The 22,466-nt window shown below is 71.0% G+C and carries 18 protein-coding genes, 1 pseudogene and 1 riboswitch; of the genes and pseudogenes, 7 read left to right on the top strand and 12 right to left on the bottom strand.

The features are described 5' to 3' along the window. Window positions 1-35: 35 nt before the first annotated feature. A complete protein-coding gene (locus QFZ67_RS09480; RefSeq protein ID WP_307660653.1) occupies window positions 36-866 on the bottom strand; it encodes a sulfurtransferase in 831 nt (276 codons plus the stop codon). Between the two features lie 224 nt (window positions 867-1,090). On the opposite strand from QFZ67_RS09480, the gene QFZ67_RS09485 reads away from it, so the two are divergent. Then, a complete protein-coding gene (locus QFZ67_RS09485) occupies window positions 1,091-1,864 on the top strand; it encodes a VOC family protein (protein WP_307660654.1) in 774 nt (257 codons plus the stop codon). On the opposite strand, the gene QFZ67_RS09490 is transcribed toward QFZ67_RS09485, so the two are convergent. Genes QFZ67_RS09490 through QFZ67_RS09505 form a run of 4 tightly spaced genes read right to left on the bottom strand, consistent with a single transcriptional unit; the run spans window position 1,836 to window position 7,444 of the window. Continuing rightward, window positions 1,836-2,516, bottom strand: a complete 681-nt coding sequence (locus QFZ67_RS09490) for a thymidine kinase (RefSeq protein WP_307660655.1) — start codon at window positions 2,514-2,516, stop codon at window positions 1,836-1,838. The genes QFZ67_RS09485 and QFZ67_RS09490 overlap by 29 nt on opposite strands. Before the next feature lie 50 nt (window positions 2,517-2,566). Then, window positions 2,567-3,811: an alkaline phosphatase family protein gene (locus QFZ67_RS09495; protein ID WP_307660656.1), complete on the bottom strand. Its 1,245-nt coding sequence runs from the start codon at window positions 3,809-3,811 to the stop codon at window positions 2,567-2,569. After that, the gene (locus tag QFZ67_RS09500) at window positions 3,811-4,395 is read right to left on the bottom strand and encodes a DUF5998 family protein (RefSeq protein WP_307660657.1); all 585 of its coding nucleotides are present in this window, start codon (window positions 4,393-4,395) and stop codon (window positions 3,811-3,813) included. Before QFZ67_RS09500 ends, QFZ67_RS09495 begins: the two co-directional genes overlap by 1 nt. A 37-nt stretch (window positions 4,396-4,432) precedes the next feature. After that, the gene (locus QFZ67_RS09505) at window positions 4,433-7,444 is read right to left on the bottom strand and encodes a GNAT family N-acetyltransferase (protein ID WP_307660658.1); all 3,012 of its coding nucleotides are present in this window, start codon (window positions 7,442-7,444) and stop codon (window positions 4,433-4,435) included. A 162-nt stretch (window positions 7,445-7,606) separates the two neighbouring features. On the opposite strand from QFZ67_RS09505, the gene QFZ67_RS09510 reads away from it, so the two are divergent. After that, on the top strand, window positions 7,607-7,888 hold the full coding sequence (locus tag QFZ67_RS09510) for an HPr family phosphocarrier protein (protein WP_307660659.1): 282 nt from the start codon (window positions 7,607-7,609) through the stop codon (window positions 7,886-7,888). A gap of 148 nt (window positions 7,889-8,036) precedes the next feature. On the opposite strand, the gene QFZ67_RS09515 is transcribed toward QFZ67_RS09510, so the two are convergent. The 4 genes and pseudogenes from QFZ67_RS09515 to QFZ67_RS09530 form a co-directional block, all read right to left on the bottom strand. Next, window positions 8,037-8,714 carry a GntR family transcriptional regulator gene (locus QFZ67_RS09515; RefSeq protein WP_307660660.1) on the bottom strand — a complete coding sequence of 226 codons (678 nt, stop codon included), beginning with the start codon at window positions 8,712-8,714 and terminating at the stop codon, window positions 8,037-8,039. Window positions 8,715-8,892: 178 nt separating this feature from the next. Further along, window positions 8,893-9,665, bottom strand: a pseudogene (locus QFZ67_RS09520) (M23 family metallopeptidase). A gap of 12 nt (window positions 9,666-9,677) precedes the next feature. Then, window positions 9,678-9,842, bottom strand: a riboswitch (cyclic di-AMP (ydaO/yuaA leader). Between the two features lie 229 nt (window positions 9,843-10,071). Beyond that, window positions 10,072-11,439: a M16 family metallopeptidase gene (locus tag QFZ67_RS09525; protein ID WP_373430215.1), complete on the bottom strand. Its 1,368-nt coding sequence runs from the start codon at window positions 11,437-11,439 to the stop codon at window positions 10,072-10,074. Window positions 11,440-11,456: 17 nt separating this feature from the next. Then, entirely contained in the window at window positions 11,457-12,821 is a 1,365-nt protein-coding gene (locus tag QFZ67_RS09530) for a pitrilysin family protein (RefSeq protein WP_307660662.1), read from the bottom strand. A gap of 159 nt (window positions 12,822-12,980) precedes the next feature. On the opposite strand from QFZ67_RS09530, the gene QFZ67_RS09535 reads away from it, so the two are divergent. Continuing rightward, a complete protein-coding gene (locus QFZ67_RS09535; RefSeq protein WP_307660663.1) occupies window positions 12,981-15,431 on the top strand; it encodes a DNA topoisomerase (ATP-hydrolyzing) subunit A in 2,451 nt (816 codons plus the stop codon). Here the strand turns inward: QFZ67_RS09535 and QFZ67_RS09540 are convergent. Next, on the bottom strand, window positions 15,428-16,477 hold the full coding sequence (locus QFZ67_RS09540; RefSeq protein WP_307660664.1) for a GTP-binding protein: 1,050 nt from the start codon (window positions 16,475-16,477) through the stop codon (window positions 15,428-15,430). The genes QFZ67_RS09535 and QFZ67_RS09540 overlap by 4 nt on opposite strands. A 113-nt stretch (window positions 16,478-16,590) precedes the next feature. Between QFZ67_RS09540 and QFZ67_RS09545 the strand changes: the two genes are divergently transcribed. Then, window positions 16,591-17,277: a DUF6082 family protein gene (locus QFZ67_RS09545; protein ID WP_307660665.1), complete on the top strand. Its 687-nt coding sequence runs from the start codon at window positions 16,591-16,593 to the stop codon at window positions 17,275-17,277. A 72-nt stretch (window positions 17,278-17,349) separates the two neighbouring features. On the opposite strand, the gene QFZ67_RS09550 is transcribed toward QFZ67_RS09545, so the two are convergent. Next, window positions 17,350-18,546, bottom strand: a complete 1,197-nt coding sequence (locus QFZ67_RS09550; protein WP_373429974.1) for a citrate synthase — start codon at window positions 18,544-18,546, stop codon at window positions 17,350-17,352. Window positions 18,547-18,600: 54 nt separating this feature from the next. Between QFZ67_RS09550 and QFZ67_RS09555 the strand changes: the two genes are divergently transcribed. Then, a complete protein-coding gene (locus QFZ67_RS09555; protein WP_307660666.1) occupies window positions 18,601-19,836 on the top strand; it encodes a citrate/2-methylcitrate synthase in 1,236 nt (411 codons plus the stop codon). Between the two features lie 40 nt (window positions 19,837-19,876). Here QFZ67_RS09555 and QFZ67_RS09560 read toward each other — a convergent pair whose 3' ends face one another. Beyond that, window positions 19,877-20,050 (bottom strand): hypothetical protein, encoded by a 174-nt coding sequence (locus QFZ67_RS09560; protein WP_307660667.1) that lies wholly within the window; start codon window positions 20,048-20,050, stop codon window positions 19,877-19,879. Window positions 20,051-20,114: 64 nt separating this feature from the next. Here QFZ67_RS09560 and QFZ67_RS09565 point away from each other — a divergent pair, with 64 nt between their 5' ends. Together QFZ67_RS09565 and QFZ67_RS09570 are read left to right on the top strand one after the other, a co-directional pair. Next, on the top strand, window positions 20,115-21,758 hold the full coding sequence (locus tag QFZ67_RS09565; protein ID WP_307660668.1) for a sensor histidine kinase: 1,644 nt from the start codon (window positions 20,115-20,117) through the stop codon (window positions 21,756-21,758). Beyond that, window positions 21,755-22,435, top strand: coding sequence for a response regulator (locus QFZ67_RS09570; protein WP_307660669.1), 681 nt, complete (start codon window positions 21,755-21,757; stop codon window positions 22,433-22,435). The genes QFZ67_RS09565 and QFZ67_RS09570 overlap by 4 nt, the downstream gene beginning before the upstream one ends. Window positions 22,436-22,466 lie beyond the last annotated feature (31 nt).

The following is a 22,466-nucleotide window of genomic DNA, read 5'->3' on the forward strand; positions in this document are numbered from 1 at the left end:
CGCGACGGTGCCGGGCCTCTTGGGGCGCCCGGGCGTCAGCCCGGTTGGGGGCCCGTCGCCACCGGTCGGGATTCGTCCCTGGACCACTGCGACCAGGAGCCCGCGTACAGCGCCGGGGTGAAGCCCGCGATGGCCAGGGCCAGTGCCTCGTGCGCGCCCGAGACGCCGGAGCCGCAGTAGACGCCCACCTCGGGTGTGGTCTCGGAGGCTCCCAGCTTGGTGAAGCGGGCTGCGAGTTCCCCGGGCGGGAGGAAGTGGCCTTCCTGGTCGACGTTTTCCGTCGTCGGGGCCGAGATCGCGCCCGGGATGTGGCCGCCCACCCGGTCGATCGGCTCGACGTCGCCCCGGTAGCGCTCAGCCGCGCGTGCGTCCAGGAGGATGCCCGAGCGGGCCAGGGCCGCCGCCGCGTCGGCGTCCAGGAGCGGGAGCGCGCCCGGTGCGGGGGTGAAGGTGCCCTCGGCGGGGGTGGGGGTCTCGGTCTCCAGGGGTCCCGTCCACACGGCGAGGCCGCCGTCCAGGACCCGTACGTCCGTGTGGCCCGTCCAGCGCAAGAGCCACCAGGCGCGGGCCGCCGCCCAGCCCTGGCCGCCGTCGTACGCAACAACCGGCGAGCCGGCCGAAACGCCCGCCCTGCGCATCGCCGCGCCGAAGGCCTCCGGGTCCGGCAGCGGGTGGCGGCCGCCGTCGCCGGGCGGGCCGGCCAGTTCCGCGTCCAGGTCGACGAAGACCGCGCCGGGGATGTGCCCGGCCTCGTAGCCCGGCCGCCCGTGCGGCCCGCCCAGCTGCCAGCGGATGTCCAGGAGCACCGGAGGGCGGAATCCGGCAAGCTCGCTCGCGAGATCGGTCGCGGAAACGATGGGGTTCATGTGCCCATCCTTGCGCAGCGGCCGGGCAGAGAGTAGCGCCTCCGAAACGGATGGTTAATGCCAAAACGGGCATCCTCCATCGGGAACCGGCCAAAAGCGGCGCGGCCGGGGCGCACCGGACGCCGGGTGGTGCGAGCATCTGCACGGGGCGCACGCCGTTCCGCACAACGGCGCGTATCCGGTCCCCCGCACGACCACCACGATGGTCCGAGGAGAGAGTGACGATGACCGAGGCGACTCGGCACACACCCGGCGCGCCCTGCTGGGTGAGCTTGATGGTGCACAGCCTTGACGCGACCCAGGCCTTCTACGCAGAGCTGTTCGGCTGGGAGTTCGCACCCGGCCCGCAGCAGCTCGGGCCGTACGTCCGCGCGTTGCTGGACGGCAAGGAGGTCGCGGGCATCGGCCGGCTGCCGGCCGACCGGCATCTCGGGGTCGCCTGGACGCCGTACCTGGCGACCGACGACGCGGACGCGACCGTCGAAAAGATCAGGAGCTACGGCGGCACGGTCGGCGTCGGCCCGCTGGACGCAGAGGACGCGGGCCGGCTGGCCATCGTGACCGACCCGGCGGGCGCGGTCTTCGGCATCTGGCAGCGGGGCGCCCTCAGCGGCACCGCCGTGTACGGCACACACGGCACACCGGTCTGGGAAGAGCTGCTGACCACGGAGACCGCTTCGGTCAGCAAGTTCTACCAGGCGGTCTTCGGCTACGAGCTGGAGCCGGTCGTCCCGGCCGACTTCGACTATGTGACGCTGCACCTGGATGGGCATCCGGTGGCCGCCCTGCACGGCGTGGGCCATGCCCTGCCGCGCGACCGGGGCACGCACTGGATGACGTACTTCGAGGTCGAGGACACCGACGAGGCCGCACGCCGGGTCATGGAGCTCGGCGGGCATGTGCTGCAGCCACCGAGGGACGATGCCGGCGGGCGGACCGCGACCGTCGCGGACCCGGAGGGTGCCGTCTTCACGATCGTACGGACGGCTGGTCGCTGACGTCGGCGACCTCGACCGGCAGGACGTCCGGGGAGAGCGCGGCGGCGCGGGCGGTGGCGGCGGTCATCCGCCGCCGGTGGTGGCGCCGGCACAGTACCTCGTAACCGATCTCGTCCGGCGACTGGTTGACGTCGCCGACGACGACCTGGGCGCCTTCGACGACCATCACCCCGCCGACGGTACGGGCGTTGTGCGTAGCCCGCGCGCCGCACCAGCACAGCGCCTCGACCTGAAGCACCTCGACCCGGTCTGCGAGTTCGACGAGCCGCTGAGAGCCGGGGAAGAGCTTGGAGCGGAAGTCGGTGGTGATGCCGAAGGCGAAGACGTCCAGGTCGAGGTCGTCCACAACGCGCGCGAGCTGGTCGATCTGCTCCGGCGCGAGGAACTGTGCCTCGTCGGCGATGACGTAGTCGCAGCGTCCGCCCTTGGAGAGATGGGCGACGAGATACCCGTAGAAGTCGAAGCCCTCCGCGGCCTCGACCGCGTCGGTGACCAGGCCGAGCCGGGAGGAGAGCTTGCCCTCGCCCGCGCGGTCGTCGCGCGTGAAGATCATGCCCTGGAGGCCGCGCGCGGACCGGTTGTGCTCGATCTGAAGAGCGAGGGTGCTCTTTCCGCAGTCCATCGTTCCGGAGAAGAACACCAGCTCGGGCATGGGGAGTTGAGGACCTTTCGGGTCTGCGGGAGAGGAGCGTCCACGGGCGCTTATGAGCGTACTTCGAAGAGCGGGACGAGCTGCTCGATGGGGGTCATCGAGCCGTGCATCCCCACCATCATCGACTCGTGCGGCTCATTGACGGATGCGGTGATCACCACGTCGTCGTGGGCCGCGGCGACGACATCGCCGATCCGCCCGAACACCCGCTCGTCGACCCGCGCGCCGAACCAGCCGGCGGCGATCGCCTCGTCCCGGCTCGCCACCCAGAACTGCTCGCCGAGCACCTCGCGCCAGACTGCGAGCACATCGGACTCGGCACCGGGCACGGCGTAGACATGGCGGGCCCGGCCCTCGCCGCCCAGCAGGGCGACTCCCGCGCGCAGCTCCCAGTCCTCGTCGAAGTCGATGCGCGACTGCTCGTCGAAGGGGATGTCGATCATGCCGTGGTCGGCAGTGACATACAGGGCCGCGCGGGGCGGGAGCTGCTCGGCGAGACGCTGCACCAGCCGGTCGACGTACATGAGCTGGCCGCGCCAGGCATCGGAGTCGACGCCGAAGCGGTGGCCCTTGCCGTCCACGTCGCTGTAGTACGTGTAGACCAACGAGCGGTCTCCCGCGGCGAGTTGCTCCGCCGCGAGGTCCATCCGCTCCTCGCCGGAGAGCCGGCCGAGGAAGCTGCCGCCGCTCAGCGCGATCTTGGTGAGCGGAGTGTGCTGGAAGGTCGGCGACGACACCTGCGCGGTGTGCACGCCCGCCGCGTGGGCCAGCTGGAAGACGGTGGGGTACGGCTGCCAGATCCTCGGATCTGTGTACGGCTTCCAGCGCAGCTGGTTCATCAGCTCGCCGGTCTCCGGGTTGCGCGCGGTGTAGCCGGGCAGTCCGTGCGCGCCGGGCGGCAGGCCGGTGCCGACAGAGGCCAGTGAGGTGGCGGTGGTGGCGGGGAATCCGGCGGTTATCGGCCGTCCCGTGCCGCCCCGCGAGGTGGCGAGCAGCGAGGTGAGATACGGGGCCTCGTCCGGGTGGGCCTTGATCTGCTCCCAGCCGAGGCCGTCGATCAGGAACACGCAGTTCCGGTCGGCGGGGGTGAGCTCGGGGATGGACTGGGTCAGGCCCGGCACCCCCTGGCCCGCGGCGAGCGTCGGCAGCAGATCGGCGAGCGATCCGGTGCCGTAATCGGGGACGGGCGCGGTGTCGAGAGCGAGCGGAGCGAGATGGGGGTACCCCCAGGCCGAAGGCGCTGGGGGAGGAACGGGGTCGTCCGGCCACGGGGGCTGAGCTGCGGGCTGGGCCATCAGCGCGTGGCTGCCGTGGCTTCGGAGAGCGCCTGGGCGAAGGCGAGCGTCTGGCGGACGGCGTCCGGGCCGTCGCCGGCCTCGCTGACGCGCAGGCTCAGGTCGTCGGCGGTGGAGTTGCCGGTGTAGCCGTGGTCCGCCTCGCAGTTGGGGTCGCCGCAGGCCGCGGGCTCCAGGTCGAGGCGGGATACGGCGCCCCAGCCGATAGTGAGGACGACCTCGCGGGGCAGGGTGCCGGGAGTGTACGACTCGGGGTTGGCGACGACGCGGCTGACCACGACAGACGAGATCCGGCCGAGCTTGACCGATTCGGTGGAGGTGGTGGCGTACGGCGTCGGGGAGGACGAGTCGGCGGCCTGCTCGTCGGTGTGGCTGACGATGAAGCGGTTGGCCGTCAGGACGAGGACGGTGACATGGCGGCGCACTTCGTTCGCGTCGAACGTGGTCTCCTGGTGCACCAGGTACGACGCGATCTGCTCGCCACCGACAGCGGCCTCCACCGCCTCGGCCACGAGGGCCGGGTAGTAGCCGCTGCGCTCGATCGCCGCGCGCAGCCCCTGGGTCGTCGTACCGGTCTTCGCCATGCGGTCCATCCTACGGGGCCGCGGGGGCGGTGAGCGCTCAGTAGCTGGGGAGTCGCCGGGGGCCGAGGTCGGTGCGGGCGCGGGGTGGCGCGAGGCGGACGGACGCGCCGAGCACGGAGAGGCCGCGCTGAGCGACGACGACCGGTTCGAGGCTCACTGCGACCACTTCCGGGTGGTCGTCGACCAGTCGTGACACCCGTAGCAGCAGCTCTTCGAGAGCCGGAGTGTCGACGGGCGCGGAGCCGCGCCAACCGAAGAGGAGGGGCGCGGTCCGGATGGTCCTGATCAGCTCGGCCGCGTCGCGGTCGGTGGCGGGGACGAGCCGGTGGGCGGTGTCGCCGAGCAGCTCGGATGGGGCGCCGGCGAGCCCGAAGGAGAGCACGGCGCCGACGGCGGGATCGATGGCGGCGCGGACGACGGTGTCGACGCCGCGGGGGGCCATGGCCTGCACGACGGGCTGCAGCTCCTCGGGCTTGCCGAGGACCTCGGTCAACTCGCGGTATGCCTGCCGCAGTTGGACCTCGTCGGCCAGATCGAGCCGTACGCCGCCGAGGTCGGCGCGGTGGCGGAGGTGCGGGGCGGTGGTCTTGAGGGCGACGGGATAGCCGAGGCGGGCGGCGGCTTGCGCCGCGTCGTCGGGGCCGGGGGCGGGGAGGGTCGGCCGTACGGAGATGCCGTAGCGGCGGAGGAGCTCATGGGCGGCGTCGGGGGCGAGGGTGATGCCGCGGGGGTCGGCGTGCTCGCCGAGCAGCGCGTCGATCTGGGCGGCGGCGCCGGGCTCGTCGATGTCCTCGTACTCGGGGACCTTGCCGGGCTCGGCGGCGTGCCGGCGCCACTGGGCGTACTTCACCGCCTCGGAGAGCGCGCGGACGGCGCGCTCGGCGGCGGGGTAGGCGGGGATGCGGTAGTCGTGCGGGGCGGTCTCGGGGGCCGGGGCCCCATAGCGCGCGGCAGCGGACACGGGGGACGCGCTCTGCCCCGGGGGACGGCGGGGGGTGGCTGCGGGCCGCGTAGCAGCTTCCGGCGCCTTGTGGCCGGCGCCGGAGTCCGGACCGTCGGTCGCCGGGGCCGTGCCCGCGCGGATGCTCGTGGCCGCAGCCGGGGCCGTGCTCATGGCCGGTGCCGGGCGCGTGCTCGTGGCTGCTGCCGGGGGCGTGGTGGTGGCCGGTGCCGGGCGCGTGCTCGTACGTGTGCTCGTGGCCGCTGCCAGCGCCTCCGCCAGGCCACCGATTTCCACGTGGACCACCGCCACGGGCTTTGCCGGAGCCGTCGCCGCCGCGTCGCGCAGGGCCGCCGCCAGGACCTCGCCGTCACCCGATTCCGTGACGCCGTTCTCGCCCACCCACGGGATCGCCGTCACCACGACGGCGTCGCACCCATCGCCGGTCAGCGCTTCGGCGAGCGCGGCCCGGAAGTCCGCCGGGGTGGCCGCCGTCGTGAGGTCGCGCGGCGACAGCGGGCGCAGGCCCTCCGCGAGACAGGCGTCGTAGGTGAGGAGTCCGAGGGACTCGGAGTTGCCGAGGATCGCCACCCGCGGCCCGGCCGGCAGCGGCTGACCCGCCAGCAGCAGGCCCGCGTCGACGAGTTCGGTGACCGTGTCGACGCGGATCACGCCCGCCTGGCGCAGCAGGGCCCCGACTGTGGCGTCCGGGATCCGGGTCACCGGCACCGCGTGCCCGGGCGGCTCGCTGCCGCTGTGGCGGGCGCCCTTGACCACGACGACCGGCTTCACCGCCGCCGTACGCCGCGCGAGGCGGGTGAACTTGCGCGGGTTGCCGATCGATTCGAGGTACAGCAGGACGACATCGGTGTCCGGGTCCTCGTACCAGTACTGCAGAAAGTCATTGCCGGACACGTCCGCGCGGTTGCCCGAGGAGATGAAGGAGGACAGGCCCGCGCCGCGCCGGTGCAGGCCCGACAGCAGGGCGATGCCGATCGCGCCGGACTGGGTGAACAGGCCTATGCGGCCCGGCGCCGGCGACTCAGGCGCGAGGGAGGCGTTGAGGCGGACGGTGTCCGACGTGCTGATGATGCCGAAGGAGTTCGGGCCGATGATGCGCATGCCGTACGAGCGGGCCTGCCGCACCAGTTCGCGCTGGCGCTCCCGCCCGGCCGCGCCGCTCTCGGCATATCCGGCGGTGAGGACGACCAGACCCTGGACGCCGTGCTCGCCGCAGTCGGCGACCGCTTCCGGCACCCGTTCGGCGGGGACGGCAACGACAGCGAGGTCGACCGGCTCCCCGATCTCGCCCACGGAGCGGAAGGCGGGGACGCCGTCCACTTCCCGCTGCCCCTCGGGAAAGGCACGGTTCACCGCATACGTACGCCCGGTGTACCCGGCATCGAGGAGGTTGCGCAGCACGGTGCGGCCCACACCGCCCGGCGCGCGGCCGGTGCCGATGACGGCGACCGATCCGGGCGCGAGGAGGCGCTGCACGGAGCGGGCCTCCGCGCGCTGCTCGCGTCCGCGCTGCACGGCGAGGGACTCTGCGGTCGGCTCCAGGTCGAGGGTCAGATGGACGGAGCCGTCCTCGAAGCTGCGCTTCTGGGTGTAGCCGGCATCCCGGAACACCTTGATCATTTTGTTGTTGGCCGGCAGCACCTCGGCGGCGAAGCGCCGGATCCCGCGCTCGCGGGCGACCGCCGCGATGTGTTCGAGCAGCGCGGACGCGACCCCGCGCCCCTGGTGGGCGTCCTGCACGAGGAAGGCGACCTCGGCCTCGTCGGCAGGGGCACTCGCGGGGCGGCCCTGCGCGTTGATCCGGTCGTAGCGGACAGTCGCGATGAATTCGCCGCCTACCGTGACCGCGAGACCCACCCGGTCCACGTAGTCGTGGTGGGTGAAGCGGTGGACGTCCTTGGCGGACAGCCGTGGATAGGGCGCGAAGAAGCGGTAGTACTTCGACTCGTCCGAGACCTGTTCGTAGAAGCTGACCAGGCGCTCGGCATCCTCGGTGGTGATGGGCCTGATGCGTGCGGTGCCGCCGTCGCGCAGCACCACGTCTGCTTCCCAGTGATCGGGGTAGGCGTGGTCCGGCTCGGTCTGCATGCCGAAAGCGTAAGGCTCACCCACCAGTAGCGGCGGCCGTTGGCCGCGGGCAGTCTGAGGAGATCCGATCGGCGGCCGCTCCCGGGCCGAAGGCCGGTGCGAGCACGCCGCAACGCATGAGAGACTGGTCTAGACAACCGCTAAGACTTGAAGGGCAACACCATGGCTGAGCGCCGCGTCAATGTCGGCTGGGCCGAGGGCCTTCACGCCCGCCCCGCTTCCATCTTCGTCCGTGCCGCCACGGCCGCCGGCGTCCCGTTGACGATCGCCAAGGCTGACGGCAACCCGGTCAATGCCGCCTCCATGCTCGCGGTGCTCGGCCTGGGCGCTCATGGCGGCGAGGAGATCGTGCTCGCTTCCGACGCGGACGGCGCCGACGCCGCCCTGGACCGTCTGGCCAAGCTGGTCGCCGAGGGGCTCGAAGAGCTTCCCGAGACCGTCTGAACCTGCCAGTCGAATTGCTCGACGACGGAGCCACGGCATCCCGAATTCGGGAGACCGTGGCTCCACTTTTTCGCGGTCCGGGCACCATGAATTCGGGCAGCATAAAAGCCGCCCCGCGAATATCTTCTCTTTGTATACGGTGCGGCTGTTAATTGCGGGCGCTCGCGGTGTTTACGGCATGTTGCGAAGTCCTCACCCGCTCGGGACGGCGCAGCCGGTGCGCGGCCGTGGCCCGCTCCGCGTGCAGGGCGGTCAGCGCCCGCGCCCGTTCCACATCGCCGCGCGCCACGGCGTCCACGATCGCGCCGTGCTCGGCCCAGGACTCGATGGGCTTGGCGGGCTGGTCGACGGCGTACATCCAGGTGATCTTGTGCCGCAGCTGGGTGAGCAGGGCGGTCAGGCCGGGGCTGCCGGAGGCCTGGGCGAGCGTCTCGTGGAACCAGCCGCCCAGCGAGCGCAGATCCTCGCCCTGGCCGCGGCGGGCCCGCTCCTGCCCCAGTCTGACCAGACCGCGCAGGACTTTGAGGTGGGCTTCCGTACGGCGCTGGGCGGCCCGAGCAGCGCCCAGCGGCTCCAGCAGCATCCGGACCTCCAGCAGGTCGGCCGCCTCCTGCTCGGTGGGCTCGGCTACGCAGGCGCCGGCGTGGCGGCGGGTGGTGACGAAGCCCTCGGACTCCAGCGTGCGCAGGGCCTCGCGCACGGGGACCCGGGAGACGCCGTAGCGGCGCGCCAGCTGCTCCTCAGTGAGCCGGCTGCCGCGCTCGAATACACCGGAGACGATGTCGTCGCGGATCGCCGTGCATACCGAGTGCGCGGGAATGCGCATGACCGAACCTCCGCTTTAATCCGCGCGAAACGCAGCCGATTGACGCCTGTTCGGTGACTCTATTGCAGTGAGCCGGATTTTCCGATGGCACCTGGAAATTCATGGATATCTTTTGGCCAGAGGACCGAACGCCGAAGGCCCCGGCGGCGGCCGGGGCCTTCGTCCGCTCGGGTGTCGCTCAGACGCCGACGCCGTGCGCGCGCAGGTACGCGACCGGGTTGATGTCGGAGCCGTACTCCGCGCTGGTGCGGGCCTCGAAGTGGAGGTGCGCCCCAGTGTGGTGTTGCCGGTCGCTCCGGAGAGGCCGATCCGCTGGCCAGGGGTGACGCTCTGACCCACCGAGACGCTGATCGACGAGAGATGGCCGTACTGCGTGTACGAGCCGTCGTTCATCTTGATCACGACGTTGTTGCCGTATGCGCCGCCCCAGCCGGCCTCGACGACGGTGCCGGAGCCGACCGCGTGCACGGTGGTACCGGACGCCGCGTGGAAGTCGATGCCTGTGTGGCTGCCGGAAGACCAGATGGCGCCGCCGGTCTTGTAGCCGGTGGAGACGTACGAGCCGGAGATCGGCGAGACGAAGGAGTTGAGGCGCTTGCGCTCGGCCTCGCGGGCGGCGCGCTCCTTGGCCTCGCGGGCAGCCTTGGCGCGGGCCTCGGCCTTGCGCTTGGCCTCAGCCTCGGCCTTCGCCTTGGCGGCGGCCTCGGCGGCCTCCTGCTTCTGGGCGGCGGCCTGGTCGGCGATCTGGTCGGCGAGCGAGTCGGCGGCCACGATCTGAGTCAGGCCGGTGTCCTCGACCGCGGTGGCACCGGGCTCGGCGGCGAGCGCCGGGGAAGCGAGGGTTCCGATGACGCCGGTGGTGGCAAGGGCCGCGACGCCCGCCATGCTCGCGCTCTTGCGCGTCAGGCGGCTCGGGGCACGGTGCTTCCCGGTGGCACGGGTGAACGCCATGTAGTGGCTGATCCTTTCCTTCCTTCTCGCCTACCGGGTTAGCTGACGGGTTCGGAGCAGGAAGGTCTCCTACGGGCCCCTCCGCACGGGTGCGAAGGCGTCCGATTCACCCCAGGGACTGAGTGGGTCCCCGGCTCCCCAGGCTCGCGCCTGACGGGGACTCGGCGATGACTGTCCGATGCCGCGGGTGCGGCGGGCAACTGGCGGACAGCCGGACCGACGCTAGGCGGGGCATCTTTCATTCACCAAACAGACAGGCCCTTTTGTAGTGCATGCCACAGGGCAGACAGGCAGCCTCTCCAACAAACCGGGCATAAGACAGAACCCCGGCGTCGCTTTGGAGGCCGGGGTTCCGCTTGTCTGTTTTAAGTTGCTTGCCAGGTATGACCGATCGTCTTGCGGTCAATCAGCCCGTGACAACGGTCACTTCACCGATGCCCAGTGCCCTGACCGGCTCCTCGATCTGCGAGGGGTCGCCGACGAGCACCGTGACAAGCCGGTCCACGGGGAAGGCGTTGACGGCCGCGGCCGTCGCCTCCACGGTGCCGGTCTCGGCCAGCCTTACGTACAACTGCGCCTGGTAGTCGTCCGGGAGGGACTGCTCGACCTGATCGGCTAGCGTGCCCGCGACGGACGCCGCCGTCTCGAACTTCAGCGGGGCGACGCCCACCAGGTTCTGCACGGCGACATCCCGCTCGGCGTCGGTGAGCCCCTCGGCCGCCAGCGTACGCAGCACCTTCCAGAGGTCCTCCAGCGCCGGTCCGGTGTTGGGGGTGTCCACCGAGCCGCTGATGGCGAGCATCGCGGCGCCCGACCCGTCGGGGGCGGACCGCAGCACCTGGCCGAAGGCCCGTACGCCGTAGGTGTAGCCCTTCTCCTCGCGCAGCACGCGGTCCAGACGGGAGGTGAGGGTGCCGCCCAGGCAGTACGCGCCGAGCACCTGCGCGGGCCAGACGCGGTCGTGCCGGTCCGCCCCGATGCGGCCGATCAGCAGCTGCGTCTGCACGGCGCCCGGCCGGTCCACGATGACCACGCGGCCCGTGTCGTCGGCCGTGATCGGCGGTACGGGACGGGGCGTGGCACTGTCGCCCTTCCAGGTGCCGAGGGTGTCCGCCAGCACGGCGTCCAGGTCCACCCCGGTGAGGTCGCCGACGATCACCGCGGTGGCCGTGGCGGGCCGCACATGCGCCTCGTAGAAGCCCCGCACGGCCGCGGAGTCGATCCGGGCCACGGTCTCCTCCGTGCCCTGACGGGGGCGCGACATGCGCAGGGAGGCCGGAAAGAGCTGCTTGGAGAGCTCCTTGGCGGCACGGCGGCCCGGATTGGCCGTCTCGTGCGGGATCTCGTCGAGACGGTTGCGTACGAGCCGCTCCACCTCGCTGTCCGCGAAGGCGGGTGCGCGCAGCGCCTCGGCGAGCAGGCCGAGCGCCTTGGGCAGCCGGGAGACCGGGACCTCCAGGGAGACGCGGACGCCGGGGTGGTCGGCGTGCGAGTCGAGCGTCGCTCCGCAGCGCTCCAGCTCGGCCGCGAACTCCTCCGCGGAGTGCTTGTCGGTTCCCTCCGACAGGGCGCGCGCCATGATCGTGGCGACGCCGTCGAGGCCCTCCGGCTCGGCGTCCAGCGGCGCGTCGAGGCAGATCTCGACGGCCACCACCTGCTGGCCGGGACGGTGGCAGCGCAGCACCGTCAGCCCGTTGTCCAGCGTGCCGCGCTCGGGGGCGGGGAACGCCCAGGGCCGGGCCTCTCCCGCGGCCGGCTGCGGGTTGAACTGCATGGTCACGGCAGCGTCGCTCACTGGTCGGTCCCCTCGTGCTCGTCGGTCTCGTCGCTGTCGTCGCCCTCGCCGTCGTCGGCCGAGATGGGCTCGTAGACCAGCACTGCCCTGTTGTCCGGGCGCAGCCGGGCCTTGGCGACCGCCTGCACCTCCTCGGCGGTGACGTCCAGCACCCGCTGCACGGCGGTCAGCGCGAGCTGCGGGTCACCGAACAGCACTGCGTACCGGCACAGTTCGTCGGCGCGGCCAGCGACGGTACCCAGCCGGTCCAGCCACTCGCGCTCCAACTGGGCCTGCGCGCGCTCCATCTCCTCGGGCGTGGGGCCCTCGGCGGCGAACCGCGCGAGCTCCTCGTCGACCGCGGCCTCGATCTGCGGAACCTCGACGCCGCCGGACGTCTTGACGTCCAGCCAGCCGAGCGAGGGCGCGCCGGCCAGCCGCAGCAGGCCGAAGCCGGCCGCGACAGCCGTCTGGTCACGGCGCACCAGACGGTTGTGCAGCCGGGACGACTCGCCACCGCCGAGGACGGTCAGCGCCAGATCGGCGGCGTCGCACTCGCGCGTGCCGTCGTGGGGCAGCCGGTAGGCGGCCATCAGCGCACGGGCCGGGACCTCCTCGACAACCTCCTCGCGCAGCTGCTCGCCGATGATCTGGGGCAGCGATCCGTCACGGGGCGGCTGCTTTCCGTCATGGGCCGGGATGGAGCCGAAGTACTTCTCGATCCAGGCGAGCGTCTGCTCCGGGTCGATGTCGCCGACGACCGACAGCACGGCGTTGTTCGGCGCGTAGTACGTGCGGAAGAAGGTGCGGGCGTCCTCGAGGGTCGCCGCGTCCAGGTCGGCCATCGAACCGATCGGCGTGTGGTGGTACGGGTGGCCCTCGGGGTAGGCGAGGGCGGTCATCTTCTCGAAGGCCGTGCCGTACGGAACGTTGTCGTACCGCTGGCGGCGCTCGTTCTTGACGACGTCGCGCTGGTTCTCCATCGACTCGTCGTCGAGCGCGGCGAGCAGCGAGCCCATCCGGTCGGCTTCCAGCCAGAGCGCCAGCTCCAGCTGGTGTGTGGGCATCGTCTCGAAGTAGTTGGTGCGCTCGAAGCTGGTGGTGCCGTTCAGCGAGCCACCGGCGCCCTGCACCAGCTCGAAGTGGCCGTTCCCCTTCACCTGGCCCGAGCCCTGGAACATCAGGTGCTCGAAGAGGTGGGCGAGGCCGGTACGGCCCTTGACCTCGTGGCGTGAGCCGACGTCGTACCAGAGGCAGACAGCGGCGACCGGGGTCAGGTGGTCCTCGGAGAGCACCACGCGCAGGCCGTTGGCCAGCCGGTGCTCAGTCGCTGTCAGGCCGCCGGAACCGGCCTGCGCTGTGGCCGTGTGACCCATGGGCATGTACGTCCCTTCGATCGCGATATGGAGAAGTCCTGCCACTGTATGCAAGCGCGCTGACACCTGGCGAAGTTCCCGGGTCGCGGTCGGCGTTGTCAGTGGGACGGTCCACAATGGTCGGCGTCAGTTCCAGACCTGGTACGCGAAGGAGCAGCAGCCGCGATGGCCCGCCGCAGCACGAAGACCCCGCCGCCGGACGATTTCGAGGAGAGGATCCTCGACATCGACGTGGTGGACGAAATGCAGGGCTCCTTCCTCGAGTACGCGTACTCGGTGATCTACTCCCGGGCCCTGCCGGACGCACGTGACGGCATGAAGCCGGTGCACCGCCGGATCGTCTACCAGATGAACGAGATGGGCCTGCGCCCCGACCGGGGCTATGTGAAGTGCGCCCGTGTCGTCGGCGAGGTCATGGGTAAGTTGCACCCGCACGGTGACGCGTCGATCTACGACGCCCTGGTGCGGATGGCGCAGCCGTTCTCGATGCGCCTGCCGCTGGTCGACGGGCACGGCAACTTCGGCTCGCTCGGCAATGACGACCCCCCGGCCGCCATGCGGTACACCGAGTGCCGGATGGCCGACGCGACGTCACTGATGACCGAGTCGATCGACGAGGACACCGTCGACTTCCAGTCGAACTACGACGGCCAGGAGCGCGAGCCCGTCGCTCTCCCCGCCGCCTACCCGAATCTGCTGGTCAACGGCGCGTCCGGGATCGCGGTCGGCATGGCGACGAACATGCCGCCGCACAATCTGGGCGAGGTCATCGCCGCCGCCCGCCATCTGATCAAGCACCCGGGCGCGGACCTCGAGACGCTGATGCGCCTCGTCCCCGGGCCCGACCTGCCGACCGGCGGCCGGATCGTGGGCCTGGCAGGCATCAAGGATGCGTACGAAACGGGGCGCGGCACCTTCAAGATCCGCGCGACGGTCTCCGTGGAGGACGTCACGGCGCGCCGCAAGGGCCTGGTCGTCACGGAACTGCCCTTCACCGTCGGCCCGGAGAAGGTGATCGCGAAGATCAAGGACCTGGTCTCGTCGAAGAAGCTCCAGGGCATCGCGGACGTCAAGGACCTCACCGACCGCTCGCACGGTCTGCGTCTGGTCATCGAGGTCAAGAACGGCTTCATTCCGGAGGCCGTGCTGGAGCAGCTCTACAAGCTGACGCCGATGGAGGAGTCCTTCGGCATCAACAACGTGGCGCTGGTGGACGGGCAGCCGCTCACGCTGGGGCTCAAGGAACTGCTCGAGGTCTACCTCGACCACCGCTTCGAGGTCGTGCGCCGGCGCAGCGAGTTCCGGCGGACCAAGCGGCGCGACCGGCTGCACCTGGTCGAGGGCCTGCTCGTCGCGCTGATCGACATCGACGAGGTCATCCGCCTCATCCGGTCGAGCGAGAACTCCGCGCAGGCGAAGGAGCGGCTGATCGAGCACTTCTCGCTCAGCGACATCCAGACCCAGTACATCCTGGACACCCCGCTGCGCCGGCTGACCAAGTTCGACCGCATCGAGCTGGAGAGCGAGCGCGACCGGCTGAACGGCGAGATCGACGAGCTGACCGGGATCCTGGACTCGGACGCCGAGCTGCGCAAGCTGGTCTCGGGCGAACTGGCCGCGGTGGCGAAGAAGTTCGGCACCGAGCGGCGCACCGTGCTGCTGGAGTCGGCGAGCACGCCGATCGCCGCGGTGGCACTCGAGGTCGCGGACGACCCGTGCCGGGTGCTGATGTCCTCGACGGGTCTGCTGGCCCGTACGGCCACGGGCGAGCCGCCGGTGGACGAGGGCGGCAGACGCGCCAAGCACGATGTGATCGTCTCCGCGGTGCCCGCGACGCAGCGCGGCGACGTGGGCGCGGTGACGTCGGCCGGGCGGCTGCTGCGGATCTCGGTGATCGATCTGCCCCAGCTGCCGGACACGGCTTCGTCGCCCAACCTCTCGGGCGGGGCGCCGGTCTCGGAGTTCCTGTCGCTGGAGGCGGACGAGCGGATCGTCTGCCTCACCACGCTCGACGAGTCCTCGCCGGGCCTGGCGCTCGGCACCCTGCAGGGTGTCGTCAAGCGTGTGGTGCCCGACTACCCGGCGAACAAGGACGAGTTGGAGGTCATCTCCCTCAGGGACGGCGACCGGGTCGTCGGCGGTGCCGAGCTGCGTACGGGCGACGAGGACCTGGTCTTCATCACCTCCGACGCGCAGTTGCTGCGTTACCCGGCCTCGCAGGTGCGGCCGCAGGGCCGGGCGGCGGGCGGTATGGCCGGCATCAAGCTGGCGGACGGCGCCGAGGTGATCTCGTTCGCGGCGGTGGATCCGGCCGGGGACGCGGTGGTGTTCACGGTCGCCGGCTCGCACGGCACGCTGGACGACTCGGTGATGACGGCGAAGCTGACGCCCTTCGACCAGTACCCCCGCAAGGGGCGGGCCACGGGCGGGGTGCGCTGCCAGCGGTTCCTCAAGGGCGAGGACGTGCTTGTACTGGCCTGGGCGGGCGCGGCTCCGGCGCGGGCGGCGCAGAGGAACGGCGCACCGGCCGAGCTGCCGGAGATCGACCCGCGCCGCGACGGTTCGGGCACGCCGCTGACATCGCCGGTGGCGGTGCTGGCGGGGCCGGCGGGCTAGCCCGCGGCTTCTTCTTCCTGTACGAACCGCAGGACGCCCCACATGCTGTGCTCATCGGGGGCGTCCTGCGGTCCTGCCGTCCGGCACTCGTCCAGCCCTTCGCGCAGCTTGTCCGCGTCGACGCCGGAGCCGATGAGCACCAACTGAGTGAGGCGTTCCGCCCCGCGCGGCCAGGGCTCGGGGTAGAAGCGCAGAAACCGGCCGACCGTGTGGACGGCATACCGGTTGCGCGGGTCGGCCGTGCCGAAGTCGACGAAACCCTTGATCCTGTACAGCCCTTCGGGCCGGGAGTCGAGGAAGTCCATCAGTCGGCGCGGGTTCATGGGTTCCTGCGCTGTGAAGCCCACGCTGTCGTACGCGCTGTGCAGATGCCCCGCGTGATCATGATCGTCGTCGTGGTCGTAGAGGTCCTCGAAGGAGAGCTGGCGTACCTTCTCGCGCTCGGGCCTGGCGGCCGGGTCGAAGAGCACTTCGTGGTCGACCCGGCCGTACACCGCGGGGATGACAGGCGCAGCACCGCTGAGCTCACCGAGCGTCCCGAGCACCCGGTCGAGACCCGTCTCCCCCACCCGGTCCGTCTTGTTCAGGACGACCAGATCGGCGATCGCGAGATGCCGCTCGATCTCCGGGTGCCGAGAGCGCGTCGCGACGAACTCGGCGGCGTCGACGACCTCGACCAGCCCCCCGTACACAATCCGCGGATTGTCGCTGGCCAGCAGCATCCGCAGGAGTTCCTGCGGCTCGGCGAGCCCGCTCGCCTCGATGACGATGATGTCAATACAGGCGGCGGGCCGGGTGAGCAGCTCCAGATAGCCGTCCAGCTCGCTCGCGTCGACGGCGCAGCACAGACAGCCGTTGCCGAGCGAGACGGTGGAGCCGACCTGGCCGGCGACTGTCATGGAGTCGATCTCGATGGAGCCGAAGTCATTGACAATCACGCCGATGCGGTTGCCGCCATTGCGCCGTAGGAGATGGTTGAGCAGGGTGGTCTTGCCGGATCCCAGAAAGCCCGCGAGAACGATGACGGGTACGGGTTTGCTCACCATGACCGCCGATATTAGCTGCGGTGGCGCGGAGCGTCCGGAGCGGGCATCCGCACGGCGTCATGGTGGTGGCGCGGGGGTAAGTCTGAGAGTCCGTACCCTCGTGGGAGGACACAATGACCGCACAGTCAGCCCGGGCAGGCTGGGCCTTACGACTCGCGTTATGGGTCACCGCCGGGGTGGGCGCGACAGCCCTCATCGCCTTGGCCGCGATCATGGTCAGTAGCTGGCTCATACAGACCGTCGAGAGTCAGGAGGGCGGAACAGCCGAGGCCGCCACCCGCGGCCAGGTTGGTGACTACTTCGGCGGCGCGAACGCAATCTTCTCCGGCCTGGCGTTCCTCAGCCTGTTGGTGGCCCTCCTGCTTCAGTACCAGGAACTGCGGATGCAGCGCAGGGAACTGGCAGACCAGCGTGACGAGCTGACGCGTTCCCGGGAGGCGTTGCACCGCAACGCGGAAGCAAGCATGCGCTCCCTGCACATAGAGCTGATGCGGATGGCCATGGACGATCCCGACCTTGCCGCCGTATGGAACGACTACCCGGACGTCTCCGTTGAGGAGGGCCGACAGCACCTCTATGCCAACCTCATCTACGGCCACTTCGTCCTCGCGTACGACTGGAACCGATACACGGACGAGGAACTCATGGTCCACGCGCGGGGCTTGCAGGCCAGCGAGCCGTTCAGGCGCTTTTGGGAAGTCTCACGCGGACGAAAGCTGGACCTGCCGGAAGGCAGCAACGAACGAAGGCTGGTCGAGATCATGGACGCTGTGATCACGGCCGCGCGTCCGGCGACATAGGAGCGTCGCCGTACGCCCGTCGCAAAGCACCCAGGCCCGGTACCGCCAAGCGGTGCCGGGCCGCGGTATGGGTCAGGACACTGCCGGCACGGGCTGGGGCGGCGGCGGTCCGACATAGCGGGCCGCCGGGCGGATGATCTTCGAGTCCGCCGCCTGCTCAAGGATATTGGCACTCCAGCCGACGACCCTGGCCGCACAGAACGTGGGCGTGAACATCTCACGCGGCAGCCCGCACAGCTCCATGACCACCCCGGCGTAGAACTCCACATTGGTGTGCAGCTCGCGGCCCGGCTTGAGTTCGGCGAGGATCGCCTCGACGCGCGCCTCCACCTGGACCGCGAACTCCACCAGCGGTTCGCCGAAGCTCTCGGCGATCCCCCGCAGCATCCGCGAGCGCGGGTCCTCGGTGCGGTAGACGGGATGGCCGAAGCCCATGATCCGCTCCCCCGCCAGGACCCGTTCCCTGATCCAGGGGTCGATGCGTTCCGGCGTGCCGATCGCATCGAGGGTGTCGAGGGCCCGGCTCGGGGCGCCGCCGTGCAGGGGACCCGAGAGCGCGCCGATCGCTCCCACCAGACAGGCGGCCACATCGGCTCCGGTGGAGGTGATCACGCGGGCCGTGAAGGTCGAGGCGTTGAAGCCGTGGTCGACGGTGGAGACGAGGTACTGCTCGATCGCCCGAGCCCGCGCCGGTTCCGGCTCGGAACCGGTCAGCATGTAGAGGTAGTTGGCGGCGTACGACAGGTCGTCACGCGGTTCGACCGGCTCCAGTCCCTGGCCCAGCCGGTACAGCGCGGTGAGCAGCGTCGGCACCGTCGCACACGCGGCGAGCGCGTCCGTCCGTCGACGGTCGGTGTCGAGGTCGTACACCGGGCGCAGCCCCGCGGAAGCTCCCAGCAGGGAGAGCGCGGTGCGCAGTCCGGCGAGCGGCCCGGACAGCGCGCACGAGCGGGCTATGGCGGGCAGTGCGGCGCGGACGTCGTCGGGCAGATGACGCAGGGACGCGGTGTACTCCACGAAGGCCGCACGCTGCGCCGCGTCCGGCAGCTCGCCATAGAACATCAGATGCCATACGTCCTCGAAGCCGCGCTTCTCGGCGAGTTCGACGGCCGAGTACTGGCGGTAGTGGTAGAAGCCCTCGCGCCCTCTGACGTCACCCAGCTCGGTGTCGGTGACAACGACGCCCGCGAGTCCGCGCGGTACGTCGACGGGTGCGGTGGTTCCGGTGCTCTGCATGGTGTCCTCCCTGAACTTGATCCGACTGTCCATGCTTGACACGATCACTGTCAATATTGATTGAATCAACATATGTACGGTGACGGCATGACGGACCACGCAGCGGACGGCGAGCGGCTGACCACCAAGGAGGCGGCCGCACGGCTCGGCGTGAAACCCGAGACGGTGTACGCGTATGTCAGCCGCGGCCAGCTCTCCAGCAGGCGCGATCCCAGCGGCCGCGGCAGCACCTTCGACGCCAATGAGGTCGACGCGCTCTCCCGCAAGGGCCGACGGGAGCCCGCTTCCGTCGGCGACGTCACTCAGCGGATCCGCACCCGCATCACGCTGATCGACAAGGACCGCTACTACTTCCGGGGCGTCGACGCCACCGAACTCGCCCGCCGCTACGGCTACGAGGAGGTCGCCGACTGGCTCTGGACCGGCACCCTGCGGGCCGGTGTCCGGTTCACCGCCCCCGCCGAGCCGCTCGCCGCCGCCCGTCGCGCGGTCGAGGCGCTGCCCGCGCACAGCGGTTCGGCGGACCGGCTCCGGGTGGCCGCCATCGCGGCCGCGGTCGCGGATCCGCTGCGCTTCGACCTCGACCGGGACGCCGTGCTCGGCAGCGCCCGGACGCTGATCCCCACCCTCGTAGATGCCCTGCCTACGGTCGGCAGGCCGCACCGGGGCGAGGGCCGGATCGCCTGGCGGCTCTGGTCGCGACTGACCGCCGAGCGCCCGGACGAGTCATTCATTCGGGCCCTGGACATGGCTCTCTCCCTGCTGATCGACCACGATCTGGCCGCCTCGACGCTCGCCGTGCGGGTCGCCGCATCCGCGCGCGCCCATCCGTACGCCGTGGTCTCGGCAGGACTCGGCGCACTCGACGGCCCGCTGCACGGGGCCGCCAGCGGTCTCGCACACCGCATGCTGGCCGAGGTCCTGGAGCGGGGAAGCGCCGCGGCCGTCGTGGCGGACCATCTGCGGGCGGGCCGTCGTGTGCCGGGTCTCGGCCATCGGCTCTACCCGGGCAAGGACCCCCGCGCCGAGGCGCTGTTCGGCGTACTGGCCGAGCTGCCCACCGCCCGTCCCGCGCTCGAGGCGGCACGCGAGGTGGAGGCCACGACGGCCCGCCATGTGGAGCTGCACGCCAATGTCGACCTGGCGCTCGCGGTGCTCTCGGTGGCGTCCGGGATGCCGGCCGAGGCGGGCGAGACGGTCTTCGCCGTGGCGCGTACGGCCGGCTGGATCGCGCACGCGATGGAGGAGTACGAGGAGCGCCCGCTGCGGATGCGTCCGAGTGGGCAGTACGACGGCCCCCGCCCGCCCAGGCCGTTGCCGTGAGCAGGAGGAGGACTCGACGCGTCAGGAGCGGTAGGTCTCGTCAGGAGCGATAGGCCTCCACTTCACTGACCTGCGCCGTCGGCCAGCCGGTGTTGGCCGTCACAGTGAGGCGCAGATGGCGGATGCTCATACCGGCCGGGAGCCGGACGGTGACCTGCGATTCGGCGGGGCGGCCGACCGGGGCGGCGACCTGCTCGAAGTCGGCGAGGTCCACCGCCGCCCAGGGCGCGTGAGTGGAAATTTCGGAAAGGCCGCTCGGCCCTCTACCGTTCCTAGGCATGAGCCCCGTTCCGACCACCCCCGCCCGGCGCCGGCGGTTCGGCTGGCCGCAGCGGGTTTTCTCCCAGGTCCTGCTGATGCAGCTGGCCATAGCCACCGGTGTCACTGTGCTGGCCACCGGTCTCTTCCTCGCGCCGCTCAGCGCCCAGCTCGACGATCAGGCGATGCGCCGGGCGCTCGCCATCGCCGAGACCACCGCCTCCCCGGAGGTCGCCGACGAGCTGCTCGGCTCACGGCCGACGGCCGCCGGTCCGGTACAGGCCGAGGCCGAGCGGATCCGGGAGGCCACCGGTGCCGAGTACGTCGTGATCATGGACAGGCGCGGGGTGCGCTGGTCCCACACCGCCCCCCAGGAGATAGGCCGCGTCGTCTCCACCGACCCCAGCGCGGCGCTGGCGGGCAACGAGGTGATGGAGATCGACAGCGGGACACTCGGCCGATCCGCCCGCGGAAAGGTGCCGCTGCGCGACGACAGCGGCAGGATCGTCGGCGCGGTGTCGGTCGGCATCGAGTACGACAGCGTGCGCGCCCGGCTGCTGGCCGCGATCCCGGGGCTGCTCGCATACGCCGGCGGGGCACTGGCCGTCGGGGCCCTGGCCGCCTATCTCATCTCCCGCAGGCTCCAGCGGCAGACGCACGACCTGGCCTTCTCCGACATCTCCGCGCTGCTGGCGGAGCGCGAGGCGATGCTGCACGGCATCCGGGAAGGGGTCGTGGCCCTCGACAGGTCGGGCCGGATCCGGCTGATGAACGACGAGGCGCAGCGGCTGCTCGGCCTCGGCCAAGAGGTGATGGGGCGGCCGCTCGACGAGGTGCTGGGCGATGGCAGAACGACCGATGTACTGGCAGGTCGGGTCACCGGCGAGGACCTGCTGACCGTACGAGGCAACCGGGTGCTGATCGCCAACCGGATGCCGACCGACGACGGCGGCGCCGTCGCCACCCTGCGCGACCGCACCGAGCTGGAGCAGCTCGGCCGCGAGCTGGACTCGACCCGCGGACTGATCGACGCCCTGCGCGCACAGGACCATGAGCACGCCAACCGGATGCACACCCTGCTCGGACTGCTCGAACTGGAGATGCACGAGGAGGCAGTGGAGTTCGTCACCGAGGTGGTCGGCGTGCACCGGGCCACCGCCGAGCAGGTCACCGAGAAGATCCACGACCCTCTGCTGGCCGCACTGCTGGTGGGCAAGGCGACGGTAGCGGCGGAGCGCGGCGTCTCGCTGCGCATCGCGCCGGGGACGCTGTTGCCCGACCGGCTGGTGGACCCGCGCGGTCTGGTCACCGTCGTCGGGAACCTCATCGACAACGCGCTGGACGCGGCCGCCGGATCGCAGGACCCGCGGATCGAGGTCGAGCTGCGGGCCGAGGGCCGTACGGCCGTCCTGCGGATCGCGGACAGCGGCCCCGGAGTCCCGCCCGAACAGCGGGAGTTGATCTTCACCGAGGGCTGGTCCACCAAGGAACTCCCTGCCCACGGCAAGCGCGGACTCGGTCTGGCGCTGGTGCGCAGGCTCGCGGAACGGCAGGGCGGCAGCGCACGGGTGCGCGAGGCGCCGGGCGGCGGCGCCGAGTTCACCGTCGTACTCCCCGAAGCGCTGACCGAGCCGGGGCTGGCCACGGTCGTGGAGGCACGATGATCGACGTACTGGTGGTGGACGACGACATCAGGGTCGCGGAGATCAACGCGGCCTATGTGTCCAAGGTGCCCGGCTTCCGTGTCTCCGCGAAGGCCTACTCGGCGGCCGAGGCGCTCGCCCGGATCGCCGACAGTCCGGTGGATCTGATCCTGCTCGACCACTATCTGCCGGACGGGAACGGGCTCGCGGTCGTACGGGAGCTGCGCAGGCTGGGCCACCAGACCGACGTGATCATGGTGACCGCGGCCCGGGATGTGGCCACTGTCCAGGCGGCGATGCGCCATGGCGCGCTCCAGTACCTGGTGAAACCGTTCAACTTTGCGGGCCTGCGCGCCAAGTTGGAGGCGTACGCCTCGCTCCGCCGCACCCTGGAGGGCGGCGGCGAGGCGGAACAGGCCGAGGTGGACCGGATCTTCGGGGCACTGTCGGCCGGCTCGATCGCCCCCGACCTGCCCAAGGGCCACTCGCCAACGACCGCCGAGCTGGTGCGCCAGGTGCTGCTGGCCGCCGAAGGACCGCTGTCCACCCAGGAGATCGCGGAGCGCGCGGGGGTGAGCCGGCAAACGGCGCAGCGTTATCTGAAGCTGCTGGAGCGGGCGAGCCGAGTGCAACTGAGCCTGAAGTACGGCGAGACGGGCCGCCCGGAGCACCGGTACCTCTGGTCTGCGAGCATCTGAAAACCCGGTCCGCGGGCGGCCTTCGACCACG

The organism is Streptomyces sp. V1I1 (genome assembly GCF_030817355.1).
GTDB lineage: Bacteria > Actinomycetota > Actinomycetes > Streptomycetales > Streptomycetaceae > Streptomyces.

What these genes read in the sequence shown, in the direction of transcription:
- QFZ67_RS09480 (WP_307660653.1), bottom strand. Translation starts at nt 866, where the DNA reads ATGAACCCCATCGTTTCCGCGACCGATCTCGCGAGCGAGCTTGCCGGA.
- QFZ67_RS09485 (WP_307660654.1), top strand. Translation starts at nt 1,091, where the DNA reads ATGACCGAGGCGACTCGGCACACACCCGGCGCGCCCTGCTGGGTGAGC.
- QFZ67_RS09490 (WP_307660655.1), bottom strand. Translation starts at nt 2,516, where the DNA reads ATGCCCGAGCTGGTGTTCTTCTCCGGAACGATGGACTGCGGAAAGAGC.
- QFZ67_RS09495 (WP_307660656.1), bottom strand. Translation starts at nt 3,811, where the DNA reads ATGGCCCAGCCCGCAGCTCAGCCCCCGTGGCCGGACGACCCCGTTCCT.
- QFZ67_RS09500 (WP_307660657.1), bottom strand. Translation starts at nt 4,395, where the DNA reads ATGGCGAAGACCGGTACGACGACCCAGGGGCTGCGCGCGGCGATCGAG.
- QFZ67_RS09505 (WP_307660658.1), bottom strand. Translation starts at nt 7,444, where the DNA reads ATGCAGACCGAGCCGGACCACGCCTACCCCGATCACTGGGAAGCAGAC.
- QFZ67_RS09510 (WP_307660659.1), top strand. Translation starts at nt 7,607, where the DNA reads ATGGCTGAGCGCCGCGTCAATGTCGGCTGGGCCGAGGGCCTTCACGCC.
- QFZ67_RS09515 (WP_307660660.1), bottom strand. Translation starts at nt 8,714, where the DNA reads ATGCGCATTCCCGCGCACTCGGTATGCACGGCGATCCGCGACGACATC.
- QFZ67_RS09525 (WP_373430215.1), bottom strand. Translation starts at nt 11,439, where the DNA reads ATGCAGTTCAACCCGCAGCCGGCCGCGGGAGAGGCCCGGCCCTGGGCG.
- QFZ67_RS09530 (WP_307660662.1), bottom strand. Translation starts at nt 12,821, where the DNA reads ATGCCCATGGGTCACACGGCCACAGCGCAGGCCGGTTCCGGCGGCCTG.
- QFZ67_RS09535 (WP_307660663.1), top strand. Translation starts at nt 12,981, where the DNA reads ATGGCCCGCCGCAGCACGAAGACCCCGCCGCCGGACGATTTCGAGGAG.
- QFZ67_RS09540 (WP_307660664.1), bottom strand. Translation starts at nt 16,477, where the DNA reads ATGGTGAGCAAACCCGTACCCGTCATCGTTCTCGCGGGCTTTCTGGGA.
- QFZ67_RS09545 (WP_307660665.1), top strand. Translation starts at nt 16,591, where the DNA reads ATGACCGCACAGTCAGCCCGGGCAGGCTGGGCCTTACGACTCGCGTTA.
- QFZ67_RS09550 (WP_373429974.1), bottom strand. Translation starts at nt 18,546, where the DNA reads ATGGACAGTCGGATCAAGTTCAGGGAGGACACCATGCAGAGCACCGGA.
- QFZ67_RS09555 (WP_307660666.1), top strand. Translation starts at nt 18,601, where the DNA reads ATGACGGACCACGCAGCGGACGGCGAGCGGCTGACCACCAAGGAGGCG.
- QFZ67_RS09565 (WP_307660668.1), top strand. Translation starts at nt 20,115, where the DNA reads ATGAGCCCCGTTCCGACCACCCCCGCCCGGCGCCGGCGGTTCGGCTGG.
- QFZ67_RS09570 (WP_307660669.1), top strand. Translation starts at nt 21,755, where the DNA reads ATGATCGACGTACTGGTGGTGGACGACGACATCAGGGTCGCGGAGATC.